The following is a 22,256-nucleotide window of genomic DNA, read 5'->3' as shown; positions in this document are numbered from 1 at the left end:
AGGCAAGGTGCCTGGTCAGGCGTTCTGCTTGATGAGGTCTTCGGCTTCCTTGAACCACGCGTCGGCGGCGCCGTCGATGGTGAGCTTGCCGTAGTTGAGGTCCGAGGCAACGCGCTTGAAGGAGGCCTCGAGCGTGCCGAAACCGACGATCGGCGGCTCCGGAGCGTCCTTGAGGTACTGCTCGATGGACTTCTCGTAATCCACCACGAGCTTGTCCGTACCTTCGAAGGTGGTCCCGTCGCGCTGGGTCTTGGAGGCCGGAACACCGCGGGAGGTCTTGAAGATCTGGCCCACCTCGGGGTCGTTGACCATGAAGTCGATGAAGCGGGCAGCAGCATCCTTGAACTTGGTCTTGGCGCTGGCCACCATCAGCATGGACGGCTTCAGGAACAGGCCCAGGTTGTCCGGGTCGTCCGAGGGGACCGGTGCAAGCTTGAGTTCCTTCGCGCCGCTGTCCGCCAGGTAGCCGGCCATGAAGTTGTCCCAGGTGACTTCGGTGGCGGTGACGTTGGAGCCGAACGGGGACTTGGGCGCGAGCTGGGTGACACGCTCTTCGGAGACGATGGCCGGGGTGCCGCGCAGGGCGGCGGTCTGGTTCCACCACTTCTTCAGGTCGTCCTTGGTGAAGCCCAGCTTGCCGTCCTCGGTGAAGGCTTCGATGTTGTTCTGCCGGAGCCAGATGTTGAACATCCACCAGACGCCGGTGTAGTCCGTGCTGCCGAAGATCTCGCCGTTGCTCTTGGCACCCACCTCGGCCAGGAACTCATTGAATTCCTTGTAGGTCCAGGAGCCGTCCGGTTCGGCGATGCCCAGGGAAGCGAGCTTGGCGGGGTCGTAGTACACAGCGAACGCGTTGGTGCTGGTGGGGATGCCGTAGGTCTTGCCGCGGATCTGACCGGAGGGCAGGAGGGACTTCTCGAAGGCGTCCGTGTTGATGTTCACGGTGCCCAGGTCCAGGAGCTGGTTGCGCTGGCCGTAGTCACGCAGGTAGGAGAGGTCCCACTGCATGACGTCGGGCAGGCCGCCGCCGGCGGCCTCGGTGGCGCGCTTCTGCCAGTAGCCGGCAAAGTCCGTGAAGTTGCCGTTGACCTTGATGTCCGGATTCTTCTCCTCGAACAGGGCGATCGCCTTGCGGGTGCGCTCGGCGCGGTCATCGTTGCCCCACCAGGTGTAGTTGATGGTGACCGGGTTCTCCGCGGAGCCCGTCTCTCCAGCGCTGGTGCCGGATCCCGTTCCACACGCGGCCAAAGCTGCGGCAGATGCGGTGCCGACGGCCACGGTGGTGAGGAAATGCCTTCTGTTGATCATGGGAGCCTCCTTGCTCAGTGTGTGCAATCCCCGATCTCAACTACAACCAAAGTAGTGAGCTGGCTTACACGGCTTCTGAAACGATACAATATCCCCATTCCCGGAAATGGGCAAGCGTTTTCCAAGCGGCTGGTTTCCGCCGCGTGATCATCCACACCGCAGACAAAGGAGTCCCATGACCCACCAGGCGAACCCCGGCGCGGCCAGCGTTTGGAACAACATCGAGGGCATTGCTTTCGGTGGCGACTACAACCCGGAGCAGTGGCCGGTCAGCGTCAGGCTGGAGGACCTGGAGCTGATGCAGGAGGCCGGAGTGAACTTCCTCAGCGTCGGCATCTTCTCGTGGGCACTGCTGGAGCCGGCTGAGGGCCAGTACGACTTCGGCTGGCTCGACGACGTGCTGGACAACCTGCACGGCATCGGCGTCAAGGTCGCGCTGGCCACCGCCACCGCTGCTCCCCCGGCATGGCTGGTGCGGAGGCATCCGGAAATCTTGCCGGTCACGGCTGACGGCACCACGCTGGGACCGGGGTCACGGCGGCACTACACGCCGTCGTCGGCCGTGTACCGGAAGTACGCGGCCGGTATCACGCGCGTGCTGGCGGAACGGTACAAGGACCACCCCGCCCTGGCGCTGTGGCACGTGGACAACGAGCTGGGCTGCCACGTTTCGGAGTTCTACGGCGAGGAAGATGCTGCCGCGTTCCGCCTGTGGCTCAAGCGGCGGTACGGGACCATCGATGCACTCAACACCGCCTGGGGAACAGCGTTCTGGTCGCAGCACTACGGCTCCTTTGAGGAGATCCTTCCTCCCGGTGCTGCACCGTCCACGCTGAACCCCGGCCAGCAGCTGGACTTCCAGCGCTTCAACTCCTGGGCGCTGATGGACTACTACCGCAGCCTGGTTGCCGTCCTCCGGGAAGTCACCCCCGCAGTCCCCTGCACCACCAACCTGATGGCTTCCAGCGCCACCAAATCCATGGACTACTTCGGCTGGGCCAAGGACCTGGATGTCATCGCCAACGACCACTACCTGGTGGCGGAAGATCCCGAACGGCACATCGAACTCGCGTTCAGCGCGGACCTCACGCGTGGCATTGCGGGAGGTGACCCGTGGATCCTGATGGAGCATTCGACGTCGGCCGTTAACTGGCAGCCGCGCAACCAGCCCAAGATGCCCGGCGAAATGCTGCGGAACTCGCTGGCGCATGTGGCTCGCGGCGCGGACGCGGTGATGTTCTTCCAGTGGCGGCAGAGCTTTGCGGGCTCGGAGAAGTTCCACTCGGCCATGGTTCCCCACGGCGGCCGGGACACCCGGGTGTGGCGCGAGGTGGTGGACCTGGGCGCTGCACTCCAGCTGCTGGCACCGGTCCGCGGTTCGCGGGTCGAGTCCCGCGCGGCCATCGTGTTCGACTACGAGGCCTGGTGGGCCAGCGAAATCGATTCCAAGCCGAGCATTGACGTGCGGTACCTAGACCTGCTGCGGGCCTTCCACCGGTCACTGTACCTGCGGGGCGTTTCAGTGGACATGGTGCACCCGTCGGCGTCGCTGGACGGCTACGGCTTGGTCCTCGTCTGCACGCTGTATTCGGTGACGGATGAGGCTGCCGCCAACATTGCCGCTGCCGCTGCCGGCGGGGCGACCGTCCTTGTCAGCTACTTCAGCGGGATTACTGATGAGAGGGACCACGTGCGGCTGGGCGGCTACCCGGGGGCATTCCGGGAACTCCTGGGCGTACGCGTTGAGGAATTCCACCCGCTGCTGGCCGGATCGCAGCTGAAGCTGAGCGACGGCACAGTGTCCTCCATCTGGAGCGAGCACGTGCACCTTGACGGCGCGGAGGCACTCCAGACGTTCACCGTGTACCCCCTGGAGGGCGTTCCCTCCCTGACCCGGCGGGCAGTGGGAACCGGCGCCGCGTGGTACCTGGCCACGTTCCCCGACCGTGACGGGATCGAGTCCCTGGTGGACCGGCTGCTGGCGGAATCGGGGGTCGCCCCCGTCGCCGAGGCCGACGCGGGAGTCGAGCTGACCCGCCGGCGATCGGCCGACGGCGGCAGCTTCCTGTTCGCCATCAACCACACCCGGGCAGCGGCAACAGTGCGGGCATCCGGCACGGACGTGCTCTCCGGCGAGCGGTTCACCGGCACCGTGGAAGCAGGCAGCGTTGCGGTGATCGCGGAGGACCGAGTCTCCGGTTAGGGGGCGTCGCACGATGGTGCGACGCCCCCACGCCCGCGACCACCCCGCCCGGGATGCACCCTTTTCCACGCGGGTCTATACGACGGCGGTGCCTCCTTGGGCCTCCGACTCGCCCCTTTTCCTTGCCTGGCGGCAGGGGCAAAGGCGCGCCGTTCCCGACTTTCCTGAGCCGCCAGGCTGAGCATTTTCCACATACAGTTCTTGGCAGCGGGTTGTTGTCAGACCCTGCTGGAAGACTTTGTTTATGGAAGCGGTTCAGGGGCTGGGAGAGGCACTGCCACCAGCGCAGGTGGCGGGAAACCCCGCTGCGCCTGCGGCCGCCACGCCCTTTGACTCCGGGGTGCCGCCGGTCTCTGGGGTCCTGTCCGTTGCTGACATCTCGCGCTCCCTGTTATCGGTTCCGGTCGCGGCTGACGGCCCCGGGATGATTGATCAGCTGAGGGAGCTTGAAGACCTGAAATCGCTGGCGGCTGCTAAACAGGCCCGGATCGCTGTGGCTTTCGATCTCTCCCAGCGGCGGGAGCAGGCCGCGGCCGGTGTCCCGGCCAGGAACAGGGCACCGGTGTTGCCGCGCAGGTCGCGTTGGCACGCCGGGAGTCCCCGGCCCGCGGCGGCCGGCTCCTGGGCCTGGCCAAAGCCCTCACCACCGAGATGCCCCACACCCTGGCCGCCCTGCAGTCCGGGCAGCTGAACGAATGGCGCGCCACCCTCATCGTGAAGGAAACAGCATGCCTGTCCGCCGAAGACCGGTGCGCGGTGGATGAGGAACTCGCCGCCGACACCGGCACCCTCTCCGGTACAGGTGCACTGGCCGGCGCCGGGGACCGGGCCATCCTTGCCACGGTCCGGGCCGCCGCGTACCGGCGCGACCCGCACTCCGTAGCCAGACGAGCCAATCAGGCAGTGAACGACCGGACCGTGACGCTCCGCCCGGCGCCGGACACCATGGCCCGCCTGAGCGCCCTGCTCCCGGTCGCGCAGGGCGTCGCCGTCTACGCCGCCCTCACCCGCCACGCCGACACCGCCCGATCAAACGGTGATGACCGTTCCAGGAGCGCGGCCATGGCCGATGAACTGGTGCAGCGCATCACTGGCACCCCGGCCGGGATCAGCAGCATTGAAGTCCAGCTCGTCATGACCGACCGCACCCTCTTCCAGGCCGACAGCGAACCCGCCCGCCTGGCAGGCTACGGCATCGTCCCCGCCCACTGGGCACGGCAAACCATCCTCGGGCAGCAAGAACGACCCGGCGCGGGACCAGCGGACAGCGCCGGTGCTCCGGAGACGGACGTCAGGGCTGGCAGCGGTACTGATGTTTGGCTCCGCCGGGTCTTCACAGCCCCCGGCACCGGCGAACTCCTCGCCATGGATTCGAAAGCCCGGCTCTTCCCTCCCGGGCTCCGCCGGTTCCTCCAGGTCCGCGACGACACCTGCCGCATCCCCTACTGCGACGCACCCATCCGCCACCACGACCACATCATCCCCTGGCACCAGGACGGGCCCACCACCAGCACCAACGGCCAAGGCCTCTGCGAAGCCTGCAACCACACCAAAGAAACACCCGGATTCTCAGCCAGACCGGTCCCTGGACCACGACACACGGTGGAACTGAAAACCCCCACCGGCCACACCTACCACTCCACCGCCCCGCCACCACCCGGAACACCGGCGATGAGCCATGGGGTGGCCGGGATGCACCCTTCGGGCCCACCAGCCGGTACTGCAAGTACCTCGGCCACGGGCACAGCACGTGACATGGCTCCGCGGACCGCGCCTGGCCCGGGCCGCGGCGACCCCGGATCCACCATGCGGGAAAGGGCAGTGTGTCCCAGCCCGAAGAAGCACGGTGTCCAGGTCCTCGGCCGCGTTGTTCCGTACCGATCCCTGGTTGTACAGCGCGGGCCCGAGGCCGTACCGGCTGCACCGCCGTAGTCCTGCCGCTGCAGCTTTAGACCCACAGCCTTAAACAGCTCCGTCCCGGAAGGAACCCGAGGTTCCTGCCGGGACGGAGCTGCCACCCGCCGTCGGACGCTGGGAGTGGAGGAGGCTTCCACCCAAACTGTCCGGAGCCGTGTTGGCGGTGTGAGGACTAACTGCTGATTGCCGACTTCATCTCGTCGTGGGCCTTCTTGCCTGCTTCATCGGTGGAGAGCCGCTCGAAGAGAACCTCGGAGGTGTACCGCTTGATGATTTCCTGGATTGCGCCGGCGCCCTTCGGCGGCGGAGCGGGTGCCTCGCCGAGTTCATCCTTGATCTGATCGATGAATTTGACCACCTTGACATCGGCCGGGGTCAGCTTGGACTCGATGGCTGCACGGACCTCTGAGTTCGGGTAGACACCGCGGTCTGCAAGGAGGGCCTCGCCGGCCTTGACGTTGTTGGCCAGGAAGTCGATGAACTTGGCGGTCTCCTCGGGGTGCTTGGTGCGTGAGGAGGCTGACCAGAACTGCGAAGCCTTGTACCAAAGCTCTGCATCAGCGGAAGACCCGGTCTTCGTGGGGAACCGCAGGATCTTCAGGTCACTGCCGGAAGCCTTCTCCAAAGCCGGGGCCTGGTTGGACCACCAGAAAGCCATGGCATTCTTGCCGGTGGCGAGTCCGCTCTGGTCCAGCGGGGCAGCCTCGGCTTCAACCACCTCGGAGGCCGTGGGAACTGCCTTGTTCTCGCTGAGCTGCTTCAAGAACGCCCACCATTCGGAAATGTCACTGGGCTCGAAGCCCAGCTTGCCGTCGGAGGTGTACAGCGACTTGCCGTTCTGGCGGAGCCAGACACCCAGGGATGCCTCGTCCGTACCGTACGCGGCGGCACCATAAGTGCCCTTCGGGGACTTGGCCGTCACTTCGGAGGCGGTTTTCTCGAAGTCCTCCCATGTCCACGTGGAGTCGTCCGGCATCGCCACACCTGCGGCCTCAAACACCGCGGGGTTAGCCAGGATAGTGGCCGCGTTGATGCCGGCCGCGATGCCGGTCAGGCCGTCCTCGCTCTTGCCCGCGTTCAGTGCGGCCTCGTCAAGCTTGGAGGTGTCGATCTCGTACTTGGACAGGTCAAGCAGGGCACCGCGGCTGGAGTATTCGGTAATGTACTTCTCGTCCATCTGTATGATGTCCGGGGCGTCGTTGGCGGCAACCTGGGTTGCCAGCTTGTCCCAGTAGCCGCTCCAGTCGCCAAACTCCGGCTTGATCTTGATGTTCGGGTTCTCAGCCTCGAACTGCTTGATGGCTTCCTGGGTCAGCTGGGCGCGCTTGTCGCCACCCCACCAGGAGAACCGCAGCTCAACGGGTCCATCGGCATTCTGTGGGGATGATCCTCCGCCGCAGGCACTGAGGGCCATAACGACGGCGGCAGCCGCCGCGACGATGCCCGTCTTGCGGATGCGGCGTGCTGCGCCGGGGGAACGCGACTCTGCCGGTTGCCGGGCAGCAGACGCAGGGCGGGAAAAAAGCTGCACTGGTAACTCCGATCTTCTTTGATCTAGGTGCTGTGGACTAACGCACTGGGGAACAGGGATGAAACGCGTAAGCGCTTTCTAGATGTAATAGTACAAGTAGGTGACTTGTACTACAAGATGTTTGGCCAACAGTTCCGGACGTCCACTTTCTGCGGGAGACGTTACAGCCCGGCGCGGTCCTGGACGGCACGTTCCGGCGCGGCACAGTCTCTCAACACCATGCCTCCGGACAGCCGAACGGCCCGCCACAAGGACGGGCCGTTCGGTTGCTGCGCAGGCCTGCTGGCCGGCAGCGCATGAGTCCAGGAGCTGGATCTATTTGATGCCGGTGGTTGCGATTCCCTTGATGAGGAAGCGCTGGCCGAAGAGGAACACCAGGAAGACCGGCAGGAGCGAGACGATGGACATCGCAAACAGGGATCCCCAGCTCGTGGCTGACTGCGAGTCGACGAAAGCCCTCAGCGCCACCGGAACGGTGAACATGTCCGGGTCCGTCAGGTAGATCAGGGCGCCGAAGAAGTCGTTCCAGGTCCAGATGAACGTGAAGATGGTGGTGGTGGCCAGGGCCGGCACCATCAGCGGCAGGATGACCCGCAGGAAGATGCGAGGGTGGCCCGCGCCGTCGATCCTCGCAGCCTCATCAAGTTCCCGCGGAATGCCGCGGATGAACTGCACCATCAGGAAGACGAAGAACGCTTCGGTGGCCAGCAGCTTCGGCACGATCAGTGGCCAGAAGGTGTTAACCCAGCCGATCTGCGAGAACAGGATGTACTGCGGAACAATCACCACGTGGAACGGCAGCATGATGGTGAGCAGCATGATGCCGAACAGCAGCTTCTTGGCAGTGAACTGCAGCCGGGCGAAGGCGTAGGCCGCCATGGAGCATGAGATCAGGTTGCCCAGGATGGAGCCGATGACCACAATCGCCGAGTTGATCATGTAGTGGCCGAAGGGGTGGGTCAGGGCAGACCAGCCGGAGGTGTAGTTGCTCATCTCCAGGCTGTTGAGCCAGAGCCCCGGTTCGCGGAAGATCAGCTCGTTGGGGCGTAGCGATGAAACAACCATCCAGAGCAGCGGGTAGATCATCAGGCCGCCGGCAAGGATCAGGATGCCGTGCTTCATCAGGGATTTTCCGCGCTGGGCCCGGCTGAAGGCCAGCGTTCCGCGGGACTCGCGGGGCTTGCGGTGGTTCGTAGGCTTGCCGGCGCCTCCGGACTTCTTGTCCGGGGTGGGCAGCGTCTCCAGCTTAGTCGTCATAGAAAACCCAATACTTAGAAGCGATGAAGTTAATGGCGGTGAATACACCGATGATCACCAGCAGGACCCACGCCATGGCTGACGCGTAGCCCATGTCGAACTGGCCGAAGCCCTTTTGGTAGAGGTACAGCGTGAAGAACATCGTGGAGTCCGAGGGGCCGCCGTTGCCGCCCGAGACGATGAACGCCTGGGTGAACGACTGGAAGGATCCGATGATCTGCAGGACCAGGTTGAAGAAGATGATCGGGCTCAGCATCGGCAGCGTGATCCGCCAGAACTGCTGGAGGGTGGTGGCGCCGTCAACCCTTGCCGCCTCGTAATACATGTGCGGGATCTGTCGGAGGCCGGCCAGGAAGATGATCATGGGGGCGCCGAAGGTCCAGACGTGGAGCAGGATGATGGAGCCGAGCGCCGTGCTGGGGTCTGAGATCCACCCCGGACCCTGGATGCCGAACATTGCCAGGACCTGGTTCACCAGGCCCGTGGTGCCGAAGATCTGCTTCCAGAGAATAGCGACTGCCACCGAACCGCCCAGGAGGGACGGCAGATAGAACACTGAGCGGTAGAACGGCAGGCCGCGCAGGCCTTTGTCCAGGACCAGGGCGATCAGGAGCGCCACGGCGAGCTGGAGCGGCACACCAACAAATACGTAGGTGAAGGTCACGCCGAGGGAGTTATGCAGGCGTGCGTCACTGAGCATCCGGGTGAAGTTGTCCAGTCCGACCCATTCCGGCGGCTGGAGCAGGTTGTAGTCCGTGAAGGACAGATACAGGGACATGACCATGGGGCCGATGGTGATGGCCACGAGGCCCACCAGCCACGGCAGCAGGAAGATATACGCTGCCTTGTTGTCCCGGCCGTTGGCCTTCTTCTCCGCGGCGGTGGCTTTGCCCTTGCGCCGGGTGATGGAGCTGAGTTCGCTGATGGCGCTCACTGTTGCCGTCCCGTTCGTGTCATCAGGCCCGCTGCTGCCGGCATTCCAGCCGGGCGCAGCGCCCTGGGTATGTGCTTAGCGGCCATGTGGTCTCCTTTGGTCATCGTGGCCTCCACGTTCCTGGTATCGCCTGGGCGATAGGTGCGCTCCCGCGGCCGGTGGTTGGCCGCCGTAGATTCGGCGGTTCCCACCACCGCGGAGGTGCGGATTGAAAAGCGGCTCCGTACCAAAGTAAACGGTTTCTTGACTCCTGTATAGCCCTTTGTTAGTTTTTGAGAAAACGCTTTCTGTTATACAGGTCACTACGAATGAAACCACAACACCTAAGGGGCAGGACAATGCGGTTACGTCTCCGGAAATCAGTCATGGGGGTTGCAGGCGCAACAGCTGCCCTCGCCATGGTACTTACGGGTTGCGGCAGCAACGCAGAGGCCGGGAAAGTCGGGACGGTCGAGGATCCCGTCACCATCCGTTTCGCCTGGTGGGGGAACGATTCCCGTGCCAAGACCACCCTGGAGGTCATCAAGGACTTCGAGGCCGCGAACCCCACCATCAAGGTGCAGGGCGAGAACACCGAGTTCAGCTCCTACTGGGACAAGATGGCCACCCAGATCGCCGGCGGCACCACCCCGGACGTCTTCGCCATGAGCGGCGCCTACCCCAGCGAATACGCCAGCCGGGGCGTGCTGCTGGACCTGGACGACGTCAAGGACCAGATCGACACCTCCAAGTTCGCCGAAGGCACGGTGGACCTGGGCAAGATCGACGGCAAGCAGTACACCATCACCGCAGGCGTGAACTCCATGTCCATGGTGATCGACCCCAAGGTCTTCGAGGCAGCAGGCGTTGAGCTGCCCGACGACGAAACCTGGACCTGGGACGATTACGCGCAGATCGCCGCTGACATCACCAAGAACTCCCCGGCGGGAACCTTCGGCACCACCCCCATGTCCAACGACTCCTTCCTGGCGGTATGGGCACGCCAGAGCGGCGAGGAGCTCTACACCGATGACGGCAAGAAGCTGGGCATCAGCGAGGACACTGCCACCGAGTGGTTCGAGCTCAACAAGAAGCTCATGGACACCGGCGGCGCCCCGTCCGCCTCACAGACCGTGGAGGACGGCTCTGCCCAGCCCGAAATGACGCTCATGGGCCAGGGCAAGCAGGGCATGAAGATCTCCTGGAGCAACCAGATGAACTCCTACTCCGGCTCACCGCTGGTCATGATGAAGATGCCGGGCGAAAGCAAGACACCCGGCGCGTGGCTGCGCTCCTCCATGGAGTACGCCATCTCCTCCAAGTCCGCGCACCCCAAGGAAGCCGCCCTCTTCATCAATTACCTGGTGAACAACGTGGACGCTGCCACCAAGATCAAGAGTGACCGGGGCATGCCGGCCAACACCGAGCTCAAGGCGGCCATCACTCCCCTCCTGAAGGAATCCCAGCAGAAGGAAGCGGAGTACCTGGACCGCATCGCGGAGATGGACATCGAACCGCCGCTGCCGTTCCCCGCAGGTTCCTCGGCCACCATGGAAGTCCTGAACAGGTTCAATACGGATGTCCTGTTCGGCAAGATCTCACCACGGGATGCGGCCAAGGGCTTCATCCAGGAAGTCAACTCGAACCTGGGCTGACCGCCGGCTGTCCAGCCATCACAACAACATCCCGAACAGGAGGCAGGCCAGTGACTGAAAGCACAGGGCCCGTCAGGCCCAGCGCCATCGCCGGCTACGAGGACTGGCCTGCCTACGTCCGGCACTACCCCCGCCACCAGGCAGCAACGCCGGCTGCGCAGGAACTCGCAGACGCCCTCGGCGTCCCTGAAGTTCCAGCCCAGCCTGACGTGTCGGTTCATTGGGAGGAAACGCACGACGGCGTCACCACCTCCCAGCTCAGCTGGCAGTTGGGCTTCGGTCCCAGGACTACCGGCTGGCTGATCCGGCCGGCCGGCAGTTCCGGGCCGCTGCCCGGCGTCCTCGCGCTGCACTGCCATGGGGGCAACAAATTCGGCGGGGCGGACCGGCTGGTGGAGCTCCCGGAGCAGCACCCGTCGGCGGAGGCCGCCCAGGCCGGCCACTACGACGGCCGCGCCCTTGCCACGGACCTGGCACGTAGCGGTTTCGCAGTCCTCGCCCACGACACCTTCGCCTGGGGCAGCCGCCGCTTCGACCTTTCCGTCCCGCCCTGGCGGACGGCCTCGGCACTGGAGGCGAGGCAGGCACAGTGGCGGGAGGACGGCGTCGTGCCTTCCGATGCCGACGTGTACAACGCGGCCGCAGGGTTCCACGAAGAGACCGTGGCCAAGACCGCCGGCCTGCTGGGCACCAGCCTGGCAGGCATGGTGGCCCACGACGACCTTGCTGCCCTGGAGATCCTCGCGGGGCTGCCGGATGTCGACCAGGACCGGCTGGGCTGCATCGGCTTCTCCGGCGGCGGCGGCCGTTCCCTGGCCCTCGCTGCGCTGAGTCCCCGCATCAAGAGCTACGTCGTGACCTGCATGATGACCACGTTCCAGTCACTTCTGCCCTCCTACCTGGACGCCCACTCGTGGCTGCTGCAGACCCCCGGCCTCTGGAAGCTGGGCGACTGGCCGGAGCTGACGGCAAGGTCGGAGTCCGAAAGACTGCTGGTGCAGTATGCCCTGGCGGACCAGCTCTTCCCCGAAGCCGGGATGCGCGACGCCCACCGGGTGCTGGAGTCGCTCCACAGCCCCGGCACCTATACCGGGAGCTTCTGGCCGGGCGGGCACGTATTTACCGCCAGCATGCAACAGGAAGCGCTCGGTTTCCTGTCCAACTCGCTCTGCGCCCATGACCCCCAAACCCTTCCCCTCAGCTACCAAGGACCCGCCTGATGATTGATCAATCCGCCACCGCGGAACGCGAAAGCCACTCCGCGGGAGGCGCCGTCCCGGCACCCGTCCCGCGCATCGCCCTGGTGGGCGTGCACGGCTTCGGTGAACGGCACCTTGCCAACCTCGCCAGGCTCGAAGCAGCCGGCACCCTGGAACTCGTCGCCGTCGCGGATCCCAATCCCCCGGCTCCAGGACGGCTGGCTGAATCCGTAGCCGTCTTCGGCGACCTTGCCCAGCTGCTGGCAGCGGACCCGGAAGTCGACGTCGTCATCCTCGCCACACCCATCCAAACGCACGCCCCGCTGGCCCTCGCGGTGCTGGCAGCAGGCAAGGACGTGTACGTGGAAAAACCGCCGGTGGCCTCGCTCGGCCAGTTCCGGGATGTACTCGCCGCTGCCGACGCCGCAGGACGGCTGGTCCAGGTGGGTTTCCAGAGCCTGGGGTCGCACGCGCTTCCGGCTATCCGGGCCCTCGTGGAATCCGGCGGCATCGGTGATGTCCTGGGCCTGAGCGCCACCGGACAGTGGGTACGGAACAGGGCCTACTTCAAGCGCTCACGCTGGGCCGGAAAGCGCAGCCTGGACGGCATCGACGTGGTGGACGGCGTGGCCACCAATGCCCTTGCCCATGCGGTAGCCACGGGCCTCCACCTGGCCGGCGCCCACACGATGGCCGACGTCGAATCAGTGGACACGGACCTGTACCGGGCCCATGACACCGAAAGTGACGACACCTCCATCATCCGTGTCCGCACCACCAGTGGCTCCACGCTGCTGTGCGGACTGACGCTGTGCGCGCCGGAACAGCAGCGGCCCTCCGTGACGGTACACGGCACCCGCGGCGAGGTCACGCTCTTCTACACCGACGACGAGGTGGTCATCAGCACCCCCGACGGCGAGCGCCGCGAGACATTCGGCCGGACCGACCTGCTGGAGAACCTTCTGGAGGCCCGCTCCAACGGGGTGCCGCTGCTATGCGCCCTGCCGGACACCGGCGCCTTCACCACGGTGCTGGAAGCCATCCGGACAGCGCCCGCGCCGCAACCCATCAACCCCGGGTACATCGCGTGGGAGGGCGAGGACGACGACGCCCATCCGGTAGTCCAGGACATCGCGGCCGTGATCGCAAGGGCAGTCAAAGCCCAGGCCACCTTCGCGGAACTCGGTATGCCCTGGGCCCGCAAAATGCCGCCGGTCCGCACCCTCACCCTGGACGGCAAGGCGGTCGCGGAGTACCAGGACGGCAGCCGGATCCGGGCCGTGTCCTCGCCGCGGCCCTACCTGCACCCCGTCCGGACCCTCGCGGGCACCGTGGTGACGGACCACCAGCCGCTGGACCATGTGTGGCACCTCGGGGCCGGCGTGGCCCTGCAGGACGTGGACGGCATTAACTTTTGGGGCGGCCGCACCTACACGCGCGAGGCCGGCCAGTATGTCTGGCGCCCGGACCACGGCAGCATCACACCCACGGAAACCCACGCTGAGGAAACGGCTGCGCGGACGGGCGGCGCGGCAGGCCGGCTGCGGGAGACCCTGGGCTGGAACGGGCCGGACGGCGCGCCGGTCCTTCGCGAGGACCGCACCTGGGAGTGGTCCGGCGTCCACTCGTCCGCCTGGCGCCTGTCCCTGGATTTTGCCCTCTCCCCCGCCGGCGACCGGCCGGTCAGCCTGGGCAGCCCCGGTTCCAACGGCCGCTTCGAAGGCGGCTACGGCGGGTTCTTCTGGCGCCTGCCCGCCTGCGCGGACGCCACCGTGTGGACGCCGTCCGGTGCCGGGGAGGCAGAGGTGCACGGTTCAGTAACGCCGTGGCTGGCCTGGGCAGGAACGTTCGACGGTGCCAGCGCCACCCTTGTGTTCGTGGCCGCCGGAGGTTCCACCGATCCGTGGTTCGTCCGGGTGGATGGCTACCCGGGGGTGGGCCAGTCGCTGGCCTGGGACAGCCCGGTCATCGCCGAACCTGACGCTCCGGTGCAGCGCAGCATCACCGTTTTTGTGGCCGACGGCATCCTGGGCACAACCGACATCGAAGCTCTCATCAACCAGCAGGGGAACCGTTCATGACCCAGACAACAGCCGACGCTTCCTTGCTCTCGGGCAGGGCGGCCCCCGCCTCCCCGGAGGACCGCGCCATCAAACGCCAGCGGGTGCTGGACATCCTTGATGCAAAGGGCCAGGATTCACTGCTGCTGACCACCAACACCGCCCTGACATGGTACTTGGACGGCAGCCGGGTGCACATCAGCCTGGCCGGCGATCCCATCGCAGCTGTCCTGGTGGACCGCGGCGGCGACCACCTGGTCACGTTCAACAACGAGGCCGGGCGCCTCGCCGCCGAGGAGCTTCCGTCCGGCGTCACCCTGCACTCCGTGCCCTGGCACGCCAACCTGCATGAGGCCGCCGCCGACGTCGGCCTCCCTGGAAGGAACGCCGTACCGGTGGCCGAAGCGGACGTCGCCGCCGAACTGCGCGCGGCCCGCCAGCAGCTGCTCCCCAACGAAAGCGCACGCTACGCCCGTCTCAGCGCCGAGGTTGCAGCCCTGATGACGGACGTGCTGTCCGGCGCCCGGCCGGAAACCACCGAGTTCGAACTGGTGTCCGCCCTCGCTGCCCGGATTGTGGCCGCGGGCGCGGAGCCGCTGGTCCTGCTGTGCAACGGCAGCAGCCGGAGCAGCTTCCGGCACCCGCTGGCCACCCACTCGCCGCTGGGACGCCGCGCCATGGCGGTGGTGTGCGCACGCAGGGACGGCATGGTGGCCAACATCACCCGCTGGGTGAGGTTCGACGCCGGCACTGCGGAAGAGCGCGACGCCGAGGCGAGGATCGCAGGGGTGGAGGCGGACATCTTCGACGCCACGGTCCCGGGCGCCCGGCTGGACCGGATCTTTACCGAGATCAAGGCGGCCTACGCGCGCCATGGCTTCGGCGCAGACCAGTGGGAGCAGCACCACCAGGGCGGACCCGCCGGCTATGCAGGGCGTGATCCCCGCGTCACCGACGCCGCGACCGACACCGTGATCCTGGGCCAGGCCTTCACCTGGAACCCGTCCGGGCCCGGCGTCAAGATCGAGGACACCGTCCAGCTCACCGGGTCCGGCCTGCAGGTCCTCACGGCCGACCCCCGCTGGCCCTCCACCACGGTGAACGGCCTCCAGCGCCCGGCCACCCTCCAGCTCTAGGCCAGACGCTCTCTCAGATCCTGCAGCAAAACCAGAAACGCTCTCTCAGTTGGCGCCGTACTTCCGGCACCAACTGGGAGAGCGTTTCGGGTAAAGCAACATCAAGAACTGGTCCCCGATAGTTGGACTGGCTTAATGGGATTCTAGGGCGCGAGGGAAACGACGGCCTGGACCTTCAGCGTCGTCCCTGATCCCTCAAGGCCCGCAGTTTCCCCAAGTACGCCACCTCCGCGCGGAGCCGCTCGTTCTCCCGGCGCAACCGTTCCAGTTCAGGTAACTCGGCCGGTGGAGGTGGAGCCGCGGACTTCGCGGGCCTGCCTTTGGCCTTGGGACGTAATGCCTCCGCACCGTCACGGCGATACGCCCGGACCCACTTTTGCAGCACCTGGCGCGATGACAAACCGGCCTCCACAGTCAGGGCCGGGCCGGTCTCGCCCGCGAGGAACCGTTCCACTAACGCCAGCTTGAACTCAAACGAGTACGACTTCGCCGGTTTGCTCACCACTACTCCTTGACCATGAATCCTCCACCGCCCATTCAGTGCCCTGACCGGCACCCACGGCGTCTCAAGCAAACGAGCCGCAGCCCGCTACCCAACGCCCTTCCCAAACCACGCTACCGCCGCCTCGCGCTGGACCTCAGACAAAGAACTACTAATAGCAGGCATAAAACTGCTCCCCGGAAGTCGCAACTGAATTTCTCAGTCCAACTTCCGGGGAGCCGTTCACAAGTGAGAGAGCGTTCCGGTTAAAGCAACATCAAGTGGGAGAGCGTGTCAGGGGAGGCGGAGTTCCCCGTCCACCCGGCGTGGGATGCCCAGGGGGTTGCTTTCGTGCAGGGCCGGGTGCAGGACCGTCTCTGGCGCATCCTGGTAGGCAACAGGACGCTGGAAGCGGCGGACCGCCGTCGCGCCTACCGAGGTAAACAGGGACGTGGTGGCCGGGTACGGGCCGCCGTGCTGCTGGGCCCAGTTGACGGCCACACCGGTGGGCCAGCCGTCGAAGAGGACGCGGCCGGCCAGCTCGGACAACTGGCCCACGAGAGCGGACACGTCCTCGCCCGGCTGGGCGTGGACGGTGGCGGTGAGGCTGCCCGGCACCTTGGCCAGGACCGCGGACAGCTCCTCCTGGCCCGAGTACTCAATCAGCATGGTGCTGGGACCGAAGCACTCCTCCAGCAGTTCCCCGGGGCGCTCCAGGACCTTTGCCGCCGAGGTGGAAAAGACCACGGGTGCGGCGCCGTCGGCCACTGCGTCCTGGTCCACGGTGCCGCTGACCACATCCACGCCATCCACGGACGCGAAGCTGCGCAGGCCGTCAGGGTAGGCCTCCGCGATCCGGCTGGTGAGCATGCCCAGGGCAGGCTTGTCCTTGCTGGCCGCCGCCACTTTTGCGGCAAAGTCTGTTCCAGCCGGGATAAAGACGAGCCCGGGCTTGGTGCAGAACTGTCCGGCACCAAGGGTGAAGGATCCCGCCAGGCCTTCCGCGAGCTGCCCGGAACGCTCTGCCAGGGCGGCCTGGGTCACCACCACCGGGTTCAGGCTGCCCAGCTCGCCGTAGAACGGGATGGGGTCCGGACGGGACGTGGCAAGGTCAAAGAGGGCTCGGCCGCCGGGGATGGAGCCGGTGAAGCCCACCGCTTTGATGGCTGGATCCTGGACCAGCGCGGTTCCCACCTCACGGCCGCTCACCAGTGCGAACAGGCCTTCCGGAGCACCGGCTGCGCGCAGTGCTTCGGTGACGATTTCCGCCGTCCGCTCAGAAAGGCGGAGGTGGCCCGAGTGGGCTTTGACGATCACGGAGCAGCCCACGGCCAGGGCCGAAGCAGTGTCGCCGCCGGCCACCGAGAAGGCGAACGGGAAGTTGGAGGCGGAGAAGACCGCAACCGGTCCGATGGGCCGCAGGATGCGCCGCAGGTCCGGCTTGGGCGGCGTGGAGGCGGGGTCCGCGTGGTCGATCACGGCTTCCAGGTAGGAGCCCTCGGTGATGACGCGCGCGAACAGGCGCAGCTGGCCGGTTGTCCGTGCCACTTCGCCGGTGAGGCGGGCTGCGCCGAGGCTGGTCTCGGAATCGGCAATCTCCACCAGTTCGGCGGCGTTCGCGTCCAGGGCGTCCGCCACGGCCGTGAGCCAGGCCGCGCGGTCAGCATCCGATGAAGCTGCAGAAATTTTGGCGGCCTGGGTGGCGGCAGCCGTGAGCTCGGACAGGGAAAGGGTTGCAGTTGTCACTTGGGGTACCTGTTCTGTGGGTCTGGATTCATCGTGTCAGGAGTCATCAGGTCTGGGTGGCCCTGCCCTAGCGCGCGTCGGCGAAGCGGAAGCCGAGTCCGGGCTGGTTGGTGAGGGTCACCCGGCTGTTCCTGAACCGTACCGGCGAAGGTCCTGCCAGGATCCCCAGCTGCTCAAAGGATGCCTCCTCCACGTCTTCCACCAGGGTGGGCTCCGCAAGCGTCAGCGCCAGCTGGCCGGACAGCTCCGGCAGCAGGTGCGGCATGACCTTGATGCTGTTGGTCCGGGCAACTTCAACGATGCGCCTAAAGGGGGTGATGCCGCCCACCCGGATGATGTTCGGCTGGATGATGTCCACTGCTTCCGCCTCTATGAAATCGCGGAAGCGGTAGATGGTGTGCAGGTTTTCGCCGAGGGCGATCGGCACGGGCGAGTGCTTCCGGAGCCTGCGGTAGGCCCAGAGGTCGTCAGCCCGGATGGGTTCCTCAAGCCACTCCAGCCCGAAGCCGGCCAGCACGTCCAGGGCTTTGAGGGTGGTGGGGAGGTCCCAGCGCTGGTTGGCGTCGATCATCAGCTTCCGGTCCGGGCCCAGGACGGATCGAACCGCTGCGACCCGTTCGGCGTCCTCGCGGATGTCCGGCTTGCCCACCTTGATCTTGACCGCCTGGTGCCCGGCGGCAATCCAGCGCTCAGTCTGCGCCACCAGTTCTTCGAGCGAGTAGTGCAGGTTCACCCCGGAGCCGTAAACCTCCGCGGATTCCTGGCGCTGCCCCAGGAGTCCGGTCACGGAGGTGTGGGCCCGCGATGCCTGGAGGTCCCACAGGGCCAGGTCCACGCCGGCCATGGCGATGGTGGTCAGTCCCCCGCCGCCGGCCTCGTGCAGCCGCTTCCATACGGCATCCCACACCGTTTCCGGGTTGGCAGGCAGCCCGGCGATGAACGGGGCGATGTCGTGATCGAGCAGGGCCTTGACTGCCTGCGGACCGATGGTGGGGGTCCAGGAGAAACCGTGCCCCGCGCCGCCGTCGTCCGTATGGATCTCCGTGACGATCACGTGGTTTTCAGGTGCCTCCACGCCCCAGCTGCGGCGCAGCGGAACCGTGATGAGCCGGGTGGTGAGGCCCGTGATGCGCGGTTCCGTGCGAACGGCAACAGCCGCGGGGGCGCTCATCAGCGGCCAGCCAGCTCGTAGCCCCTGGCGAGGATGGCCTTCAGCTGGACCAGTTGCTCCTCGGTGGGATCCACCAGCGGCGGGCGCACTGAGCCGACGGGAAGTCCACCCAGCCGCAGGCCTGCCTTGATCAGCGAAACACCGAAACCGGGCGTCTGGTCGCGGAGGCGTACCAGTGGTGCGTAGAAGCCTTCCAGCAGGGCGTTGCGGCGGTCCTCATCGCCGGCTTCGTAGGCGTCGTAGTAGGCCTTGGCGATCTCCGGGGCCATGGCGAATGCCGCGGAAGAGTACAACGGGATGCCGAGTCCGCGGTAGGCGCCCTGGGTCAGCTCGGCGGTCAGCAGGCCGTTGAAGAAGGCGAAGTCCTGGCGTCCGGTGGCACGCACCGCGGAGACAATTTCCTGGGCCAGGCCAACGTCTCCCAGCCCGTCCTTGAAGCCGACGACCTTGGGATTGGCAGCCAGCCGGGCCATCGAAGCGGCAGTGAACTTTGCGTTGCCCCGGTGGTAGACAATCACCGGCAGGCTGCTGGCGTTGGCCACGGCCTCGATGTAGGCCACGAGTCCGTCGGTGGGGCCGGTGACCAAATACGGCGGGAGCACCAGGAGGGCGTCGGCCCCCGCTTCTTCCGCGGCGCGGGCGGCGGCAATGGCGTGGCCCAGCGGTCCTCCGGCGCCGGCAACTACCGGGACCTGTCCGGCAACGACCTCGACGGCGGCCGCCACGACAGTGCGGACCTCCTCAATGCTGAGGGCATGGAATTCGCCGGTGCCGCAGGCAGGGAAAACGCCGCCGGGCCGGAACGGAAGCCGGGAGCTGATGTGTTCCTTCAGCAGCTCCACGTCAACGGTGCCTTCGGCCGTGAACGGGGTGACGGGGAAGAACAGTACGCCGTCGAATTTCATGGTTTCTCCTTGGCTCCGCTGCCGGCGCTGACCAGCGCGGAATTCTCGTCGTTGAGGGTGGTGTGGGGCTTGAGTTCGGTGCGCCAGCTGCGCGTGGGCTGCCAGCCCAGGAGTTCCTGTGCCTTGGCGATGGAGAAAGCCGGGCTGGTTCCGGTGAGTCCTGCGCTGAGGGCTTCGCTTCCGGGCAGGAATTTCGGCATCAGTTCGGCCAGCGGTGCTGTGGCAAGGGCGTCCGCGGCTCCTACAAAGAAGGTTTCCCCGTTGGGAATGGACGGCATCTTCTCCAGCAGCAGGTCCAGGAAGTCCGCCACGTCCCGGGCATCCACGTAGTTGAACAGCGCGGGCGCGGACAGTGCGGAATCGGCCAGCCGCTCAGCAAGGGTGTGGCCCTGCTGCGTCGGTGCGCCCTCCCACTCCTCCGGCGAGATCACGTAGCAGGGGCGGAACGCCGCGTAACGGATCTTCTCGCCCTGTGCTGCAGCGAAGGTCTGGACGGTCTGCTCCGCGATGAGTTTGGACAGCGCGTAGGCGTTCCACGGCCGCGGCGGCGTCCGCTCATCCAGCGGGAACGACGGCGGCAGCCAGCCCGCCGGCGAACCGTAGCCCAGCACGGTGGGGCTGCTGGCCGTGACAATCTTCGGCACGCCCACGTCGGTGGCCGCGCTGATCACGGCGAACGCGAGCCGCGTGTTCGTGGCGAAGATAACGTCCTCGGGCGCGCTGAACGGGACGGCTATGGCGGCAAGGTGGATGACGGCGTCGGGCGTCGTGTCCCGGAGCAGGCGCAGCGCCTCGCCCGGGGCCAGGAGGTCGGCCGTTTCCTGCACGACGCCGGCGGGCAGCTGGTCCGCCGGAACGGCGTCGCGGTCCACCGAGATGACGTGATGGCCCTTTGCGGCGAGCCCCGCCAAAACACTGCGGCCCAGACGGCCGGCGCCGCCCGTGACAAAGATCCTGCTCATGGTTATTCCTTCGGTTGGTTCCCGGGCAGGATTCAGTTGCCGCGGCGGAGGTCGACGCCGAGGTCCAGGTCCTCGATGCGTACGGGCAGGGAGGACTCGAGGGAGCGGTTGCCGGCGATGCCGACGGAGACGGAGCGCAGTCCGTCCAGGTAGCCCGAGGGGCGTCCCAGCGGGTCCTCGCCCGGGCCGTTGAAGAGGTCCGAGAGCAGGAGCTCGTCACCGCCGCCGTGGCCGCCTTCGCCGTTGACGATCGGCACCTCGTAGGCGGCTTCCCAGTGGCGCTGGACCACCAGGCGTTCGCCGTTGCGGCGGATGGCGTCATCCTCTTCGATGGGGGTGGCGCTGGGGTCCACGACGGTCTTCTTGTCCGTGCTGGACGTGACGGCAGCGCGTTCCACCACTTCGAGCTCGGCGCGGCCTTCGGTGCCATTGACCGCTACCCGGTAGCCCTCCCAGGGGCTGTGGGCGTTCAGCGAGTAGCTGAGGCGGGGCCCGCCCTGGTATTCCACCACGAGCGCGAGGTTGTCCTCGATGGTGATGCCGCCGGTGAAGACGTCCTGGTCGCGGCGGTAACCGTCGTAGTGCTCGTTGTCCAGGAAGAGGGCCTTGAGGCGCTCGTCCTCCCGCAGGTCAAGGGTGAAGGGGTCCTTCTCCGCACCGGCCGGGGCATCGGCGCTGGGCGTACCGCGTTCGGGGCGGGGACCGAGGCCGCGCTCGGCGGCGTTTTTGTCGCCGTAGAACTTCAGGCCGCCGGAGGCGAAGACGCGCTCTGGAACGTCGTCGATCCACCAGTTGACCAGGTCGAAGTGGTGCGAGGCCTTGTGGATCAGCAGGCCCCCGGAGTTCTTCTTTTCCCGGTGCCAGCGGCGGAAGTAGTCGGCGCCGTGGACGGTGTCCAGGACCCAGCTGAAATCGATGGACGTGACCTTGCCGATCACGCCACTCTGGATGATCTCCTTGAGGGCGCTGTTACGCGGCGAGTAGCGGTAGTTGAAGGTGACCACCACGTTGCGGCCGGTCTCATGCACCGCCTGGGTGATGCGGCGGCAGCCTTCGGCGTCGATGGTGAGGGGCTTCTCGACGACGACGTCGGCGCCCGCGCGCAGTGCCTCCACGATGTAGTCGGCGTGGGTGTAGTCAGGGGTGGTCACCACGACGCGGTCGATGGCGTTGGCCTGAATGAAGGCGGTGAGGCCGGCGGGATCGAACGATGCGACCGGACCCGGCGCACCCAGTTCCTGGATGAGCTTCTGGTAGAACTCCACGCGGCCGGGGTTCACGTCCGAGAATGCCACCAGCTCGGCGGTGTCCGCATGCTTGCCGAAAATGGCGCGGATGTACATCTCGGAACGCCCGCCGGTGCCGATCAGGGCAATGCGGGCTTTGCCGCCGCGGCGGGCGGGCGCAGCGGCGGCAGCAGTTTCGGTGCCGTCCGCGGGTTCGGACCATGCCTCTGGGGCGGAAGTCGACTCGGCTGTGTTGACCATGAGGGGTCCCTTTCGAAGACGCAAAATCCGGCCGGATGGGCCGCTGTTCGGTGACGATGTGGTGCTTCTTTGTACCTTGCCTCAGAAAGCGTTTTCTCAGGCTTCTCTATGAGTTGTATCAATCCGATCGCTCATCCGTCAAGCATTGGACTACGCAGGAGAAAGCGTTTTCTGCCCGATCCGCGCCCAGGACCGGGAAAGAACGGGAAAATTGGCGGGAAAAAGTGGGAAAGGAAGAGAAATCGCTTTCCCGTCCCGTTATATGCTGTCACTCACTACATGCTTTGACGAGTACGCCGCCACACAGTCGGTTTGGATCCTGCCC

The 22,256-nt window shown here is 66.2% G+C and carries 15 protein-coding genes and 1 pseudogene; 6 read left to right on the top strand and 10 right to left on the bottom strand.

What is annotated here, in order from left to right; all coding sequences use genetic code 11:
• Positions 1-15: 15 nt before the first annotated feature.
• The gene (locus tag NFU08_RS10130; RefSeq protein WP_174181907.1) at positions 16-1,308 is read right to left on the bottom strand and encodes an ABC transporter substrate-binding protein; all 1,293 of its coding nucleotides are present in this window, start codon (positions 1,306-1,308) and stop codon (positions 16-18) included.
• 175 nt (positions 1,309-1,483) lie between these two features.
• On the opposite strand from NFU08_RS10130, the gene NFU08_RS10125 reads away from it, so the two are divergent.
• The gene (locus NFU08_RS10125; RefSeq protein WP_251422788.1) at positions 1,484-3,511 is read left to right on the top strand and encodes a beta-galactosidase; all 2,028 of its coding nucleotides are present in this window, start codon (positions 1,484-1,486) and stop codon (positions 3,509-3,511) included.
• Positions 3,512-3,935: 424 nt separating this feature from the next.
• Positions 3,936-5,443, top strand: a pseudogene (locus NFU08_RS10120) (DUF222 domain-containing protein).
• 157 nt (positions 5,444-5,600) lie between these two features.
• On the opposite strand, the gene NFU08_RS10115 reads toward NFU08_RS10120, so the two are convergent.
• From NFU08_RS10115 to NFU08_RS10105, 3 genes are all read right to left on the bottom strand, one after another.
• Positions 5,601-6,959 carry an ABC transporter substrate-binding protein gene (locus tag NFU08_RS10115; protein WP_251422786.1) on the bottom strand — a complete coding sequence of 453 codons (1,359 nt, stop codon included), beginning with the start codon at positions 6,957-6,959 and terminating at the stop codon, positions 5,601-5,603.
• Positions 6,960-7,274: 315 nt separating this feature from the next.
• Complete coding sequence (locus NFU08_RS10110; RefSeq protein ID WP_102975962.1) at positions 7,275-8,216, bottom strand: carbohydrate ABC transporter permease; 942 nt, start codon at positions 8,214-8,216, stop codon at positions 7,275-7,277.
• Positions 8,206-9,150, bottom strand: a complete 945-nt coding sequence (locus tag NFU08_RS10105; RefSeq protein ID WP_251422783.1) for a carbohydrate ABC transporter permease — start codon at positions 9,148-9,150, stop codon at positions 8,206-8,208. Before NFU08_RS10105 ends, NFU08_RS10110 begins: the two co-directional genes overlap by 11 nt.
• Positions 9,151-9,515: 365 nt before the next feature.
• Between NFU08_RS10105 and NFU08_RS10100 the strand changes: the two genes are divergently transcribed.
• The 4 genes from NFU08_RS10100 to NFU08_RS10085 are packed head-to-tail and all read left to right on the top strand — an operon-like array spanning position 9,516 to position 15,179.
• Complete coding sequence (locus NFU08_RS10100; protein ID WP_251422780.1) at positions 9,516-10,784, top strand: ABC transporter substrate-binding protein; 1,269 nt, start codon at positions 9,516-9,518, stop codon at positions 10,782-10,784.
• 50 nt (positions 10,785-10,834) lie between these two features.
• Positions 10,835-12,004, top strand: coding sequence for an acetylxylan esterase (locus NFU08_RS10095; RefSeq protein ID WP_251422777.1), 1,170 nt, complete (start codon positions 10,835-10,837; stop codon positions 12,002-12,004).
• Entirely contained in the window at positions 12,004-14,064 is a 2,061-nt protein-coding gene (locus NFU08_RS10090; RefSeq protein ID WP_251422774.1) for a DUF6807 family protein, read from the top strand. Before NFU08_RS10095 ends, NFU08_RS10090 begins: the two co-directional genes overlap by 1 nt.
• Positions 14,061-15,179, top strand: a complete 1,119-nt coding sequence (locus tag NFU08_RS10085) for a Xaa-Pro peptidase family protein (RefSeq protein ID WP_251422771.1) — start codon at positions 14,061-14,063, stop codon at positions 15,177-15,179. The genes NFU08_RS10090 and NFU08_RS10085 overlap by 4 nt, the downstream gene beginning before the upstream one ends.
• Positions 15,180-15,354: 175 nt before the next feature.
• Here the strand turns inward: NFU08_RS10085 and NFU08_RS10080 are convergent, their stop codons facing one another.
• The 6 genes from NFU08_RS10080 to NFU08_RS10055 all read right to left on the bottom strand — a co-directional run bounded on the left by NFU08_RS10080 (position 15,355) and on the right by NFU08_RS10055 (position 21,931).
• Positions 15,355-15,681: a helix-turn-helix domain-containing protein gene (locus tag NFU08_RS10080; RefSeq protein WP_174177118.1), complete on the bottom strand. Its 327-nt coding sequence runs from the start codon at positions 15,679-15,681 to the stop codon at positions 15,355-15,357.
• A 273-nt stretch (positions 15,682-15,954) separates the two neighbouring features.
• On the bottom strand, positions 15,955-17,406 hold the full coding sequence (locus tag NFU08_RS10075; RefSeq protein ID WP_251422768.1) for an aldehyde dehydrogenase (NADP(+)): 1,452 nt from the start codon (positions 17,404-17,406) through the stop codon (positions 15,955-15,957).
• Positions 17,407-17,473: 67 nt separating this feature from the next.
• On the bottom strand, positions 17,474-18,577 hold the full coding sequence (locus NFU08_RS10070) for a mandelate racemase/muconate lactonizing enzyme family protein (RefSeq protein ID WP_251422765.1): 1,104 nt from the start codon (positions 18,575-18,577) through the stop codon (positions 17,474-17,476).
• A complete protein-coding gene (locus NFU08_RS10065) occupies positions 18,577-19,482 on the bottom strand; it encodes a 5-dehydro-4-deoxyglucarate dehydratase (RefSeq protein ID WP_174177125.1) in 906 nt (301 codons plus the stop codon). Before NFU08_RS10065 ends, NFU08_RS10070 begins: the two co-directional genes overlap by 1 nt.
• A complete protein-coding gene (locus NFU08_RS10060) occupies positions 19,479-20,444 on the bottom strand; it encodes an NAD(P)-dependent oxidoreductase (RefSeq protein WP_251422762.1) in 966 nt (321 codons plus the stop codon). The genes NFU08_RS10065 and NFU08_RS10060 overlap by 4 nt, the downstream gene beginning before the upstream one ends.
• A 32-nt stretch (positions 20,445-20,476) precedes the next feature.
• Positions 20,477-21,931: a Gfo/Idh/MocA family oxidoreductase gene (locus NFU08_RS10055; protein WP_251422759.1), complete on the bottom strand. Its 1,455-nt coding sequence runs from the start codon at positions 21,929-21,931 to the stop codon at positions 20,477-20,479.
• Between the last annotated feature and the right edge of the window lie 325 nt (positions 21,932-22,256).

This window comes from Pseudarthrobacter sp. NCCP-2145 (assembly GCF_023708005.1).
GTDB classification, from domain to species: domain Bacteria; phylum Actinomycetota; class Actinomycetes; order Actinomycetales; family Micrococcaceae; genus Arthrobacter; species Arthrobacter oxydans.
This window is presented reverse-complemented; position numbering and strand designations above follow the sequence as displayed.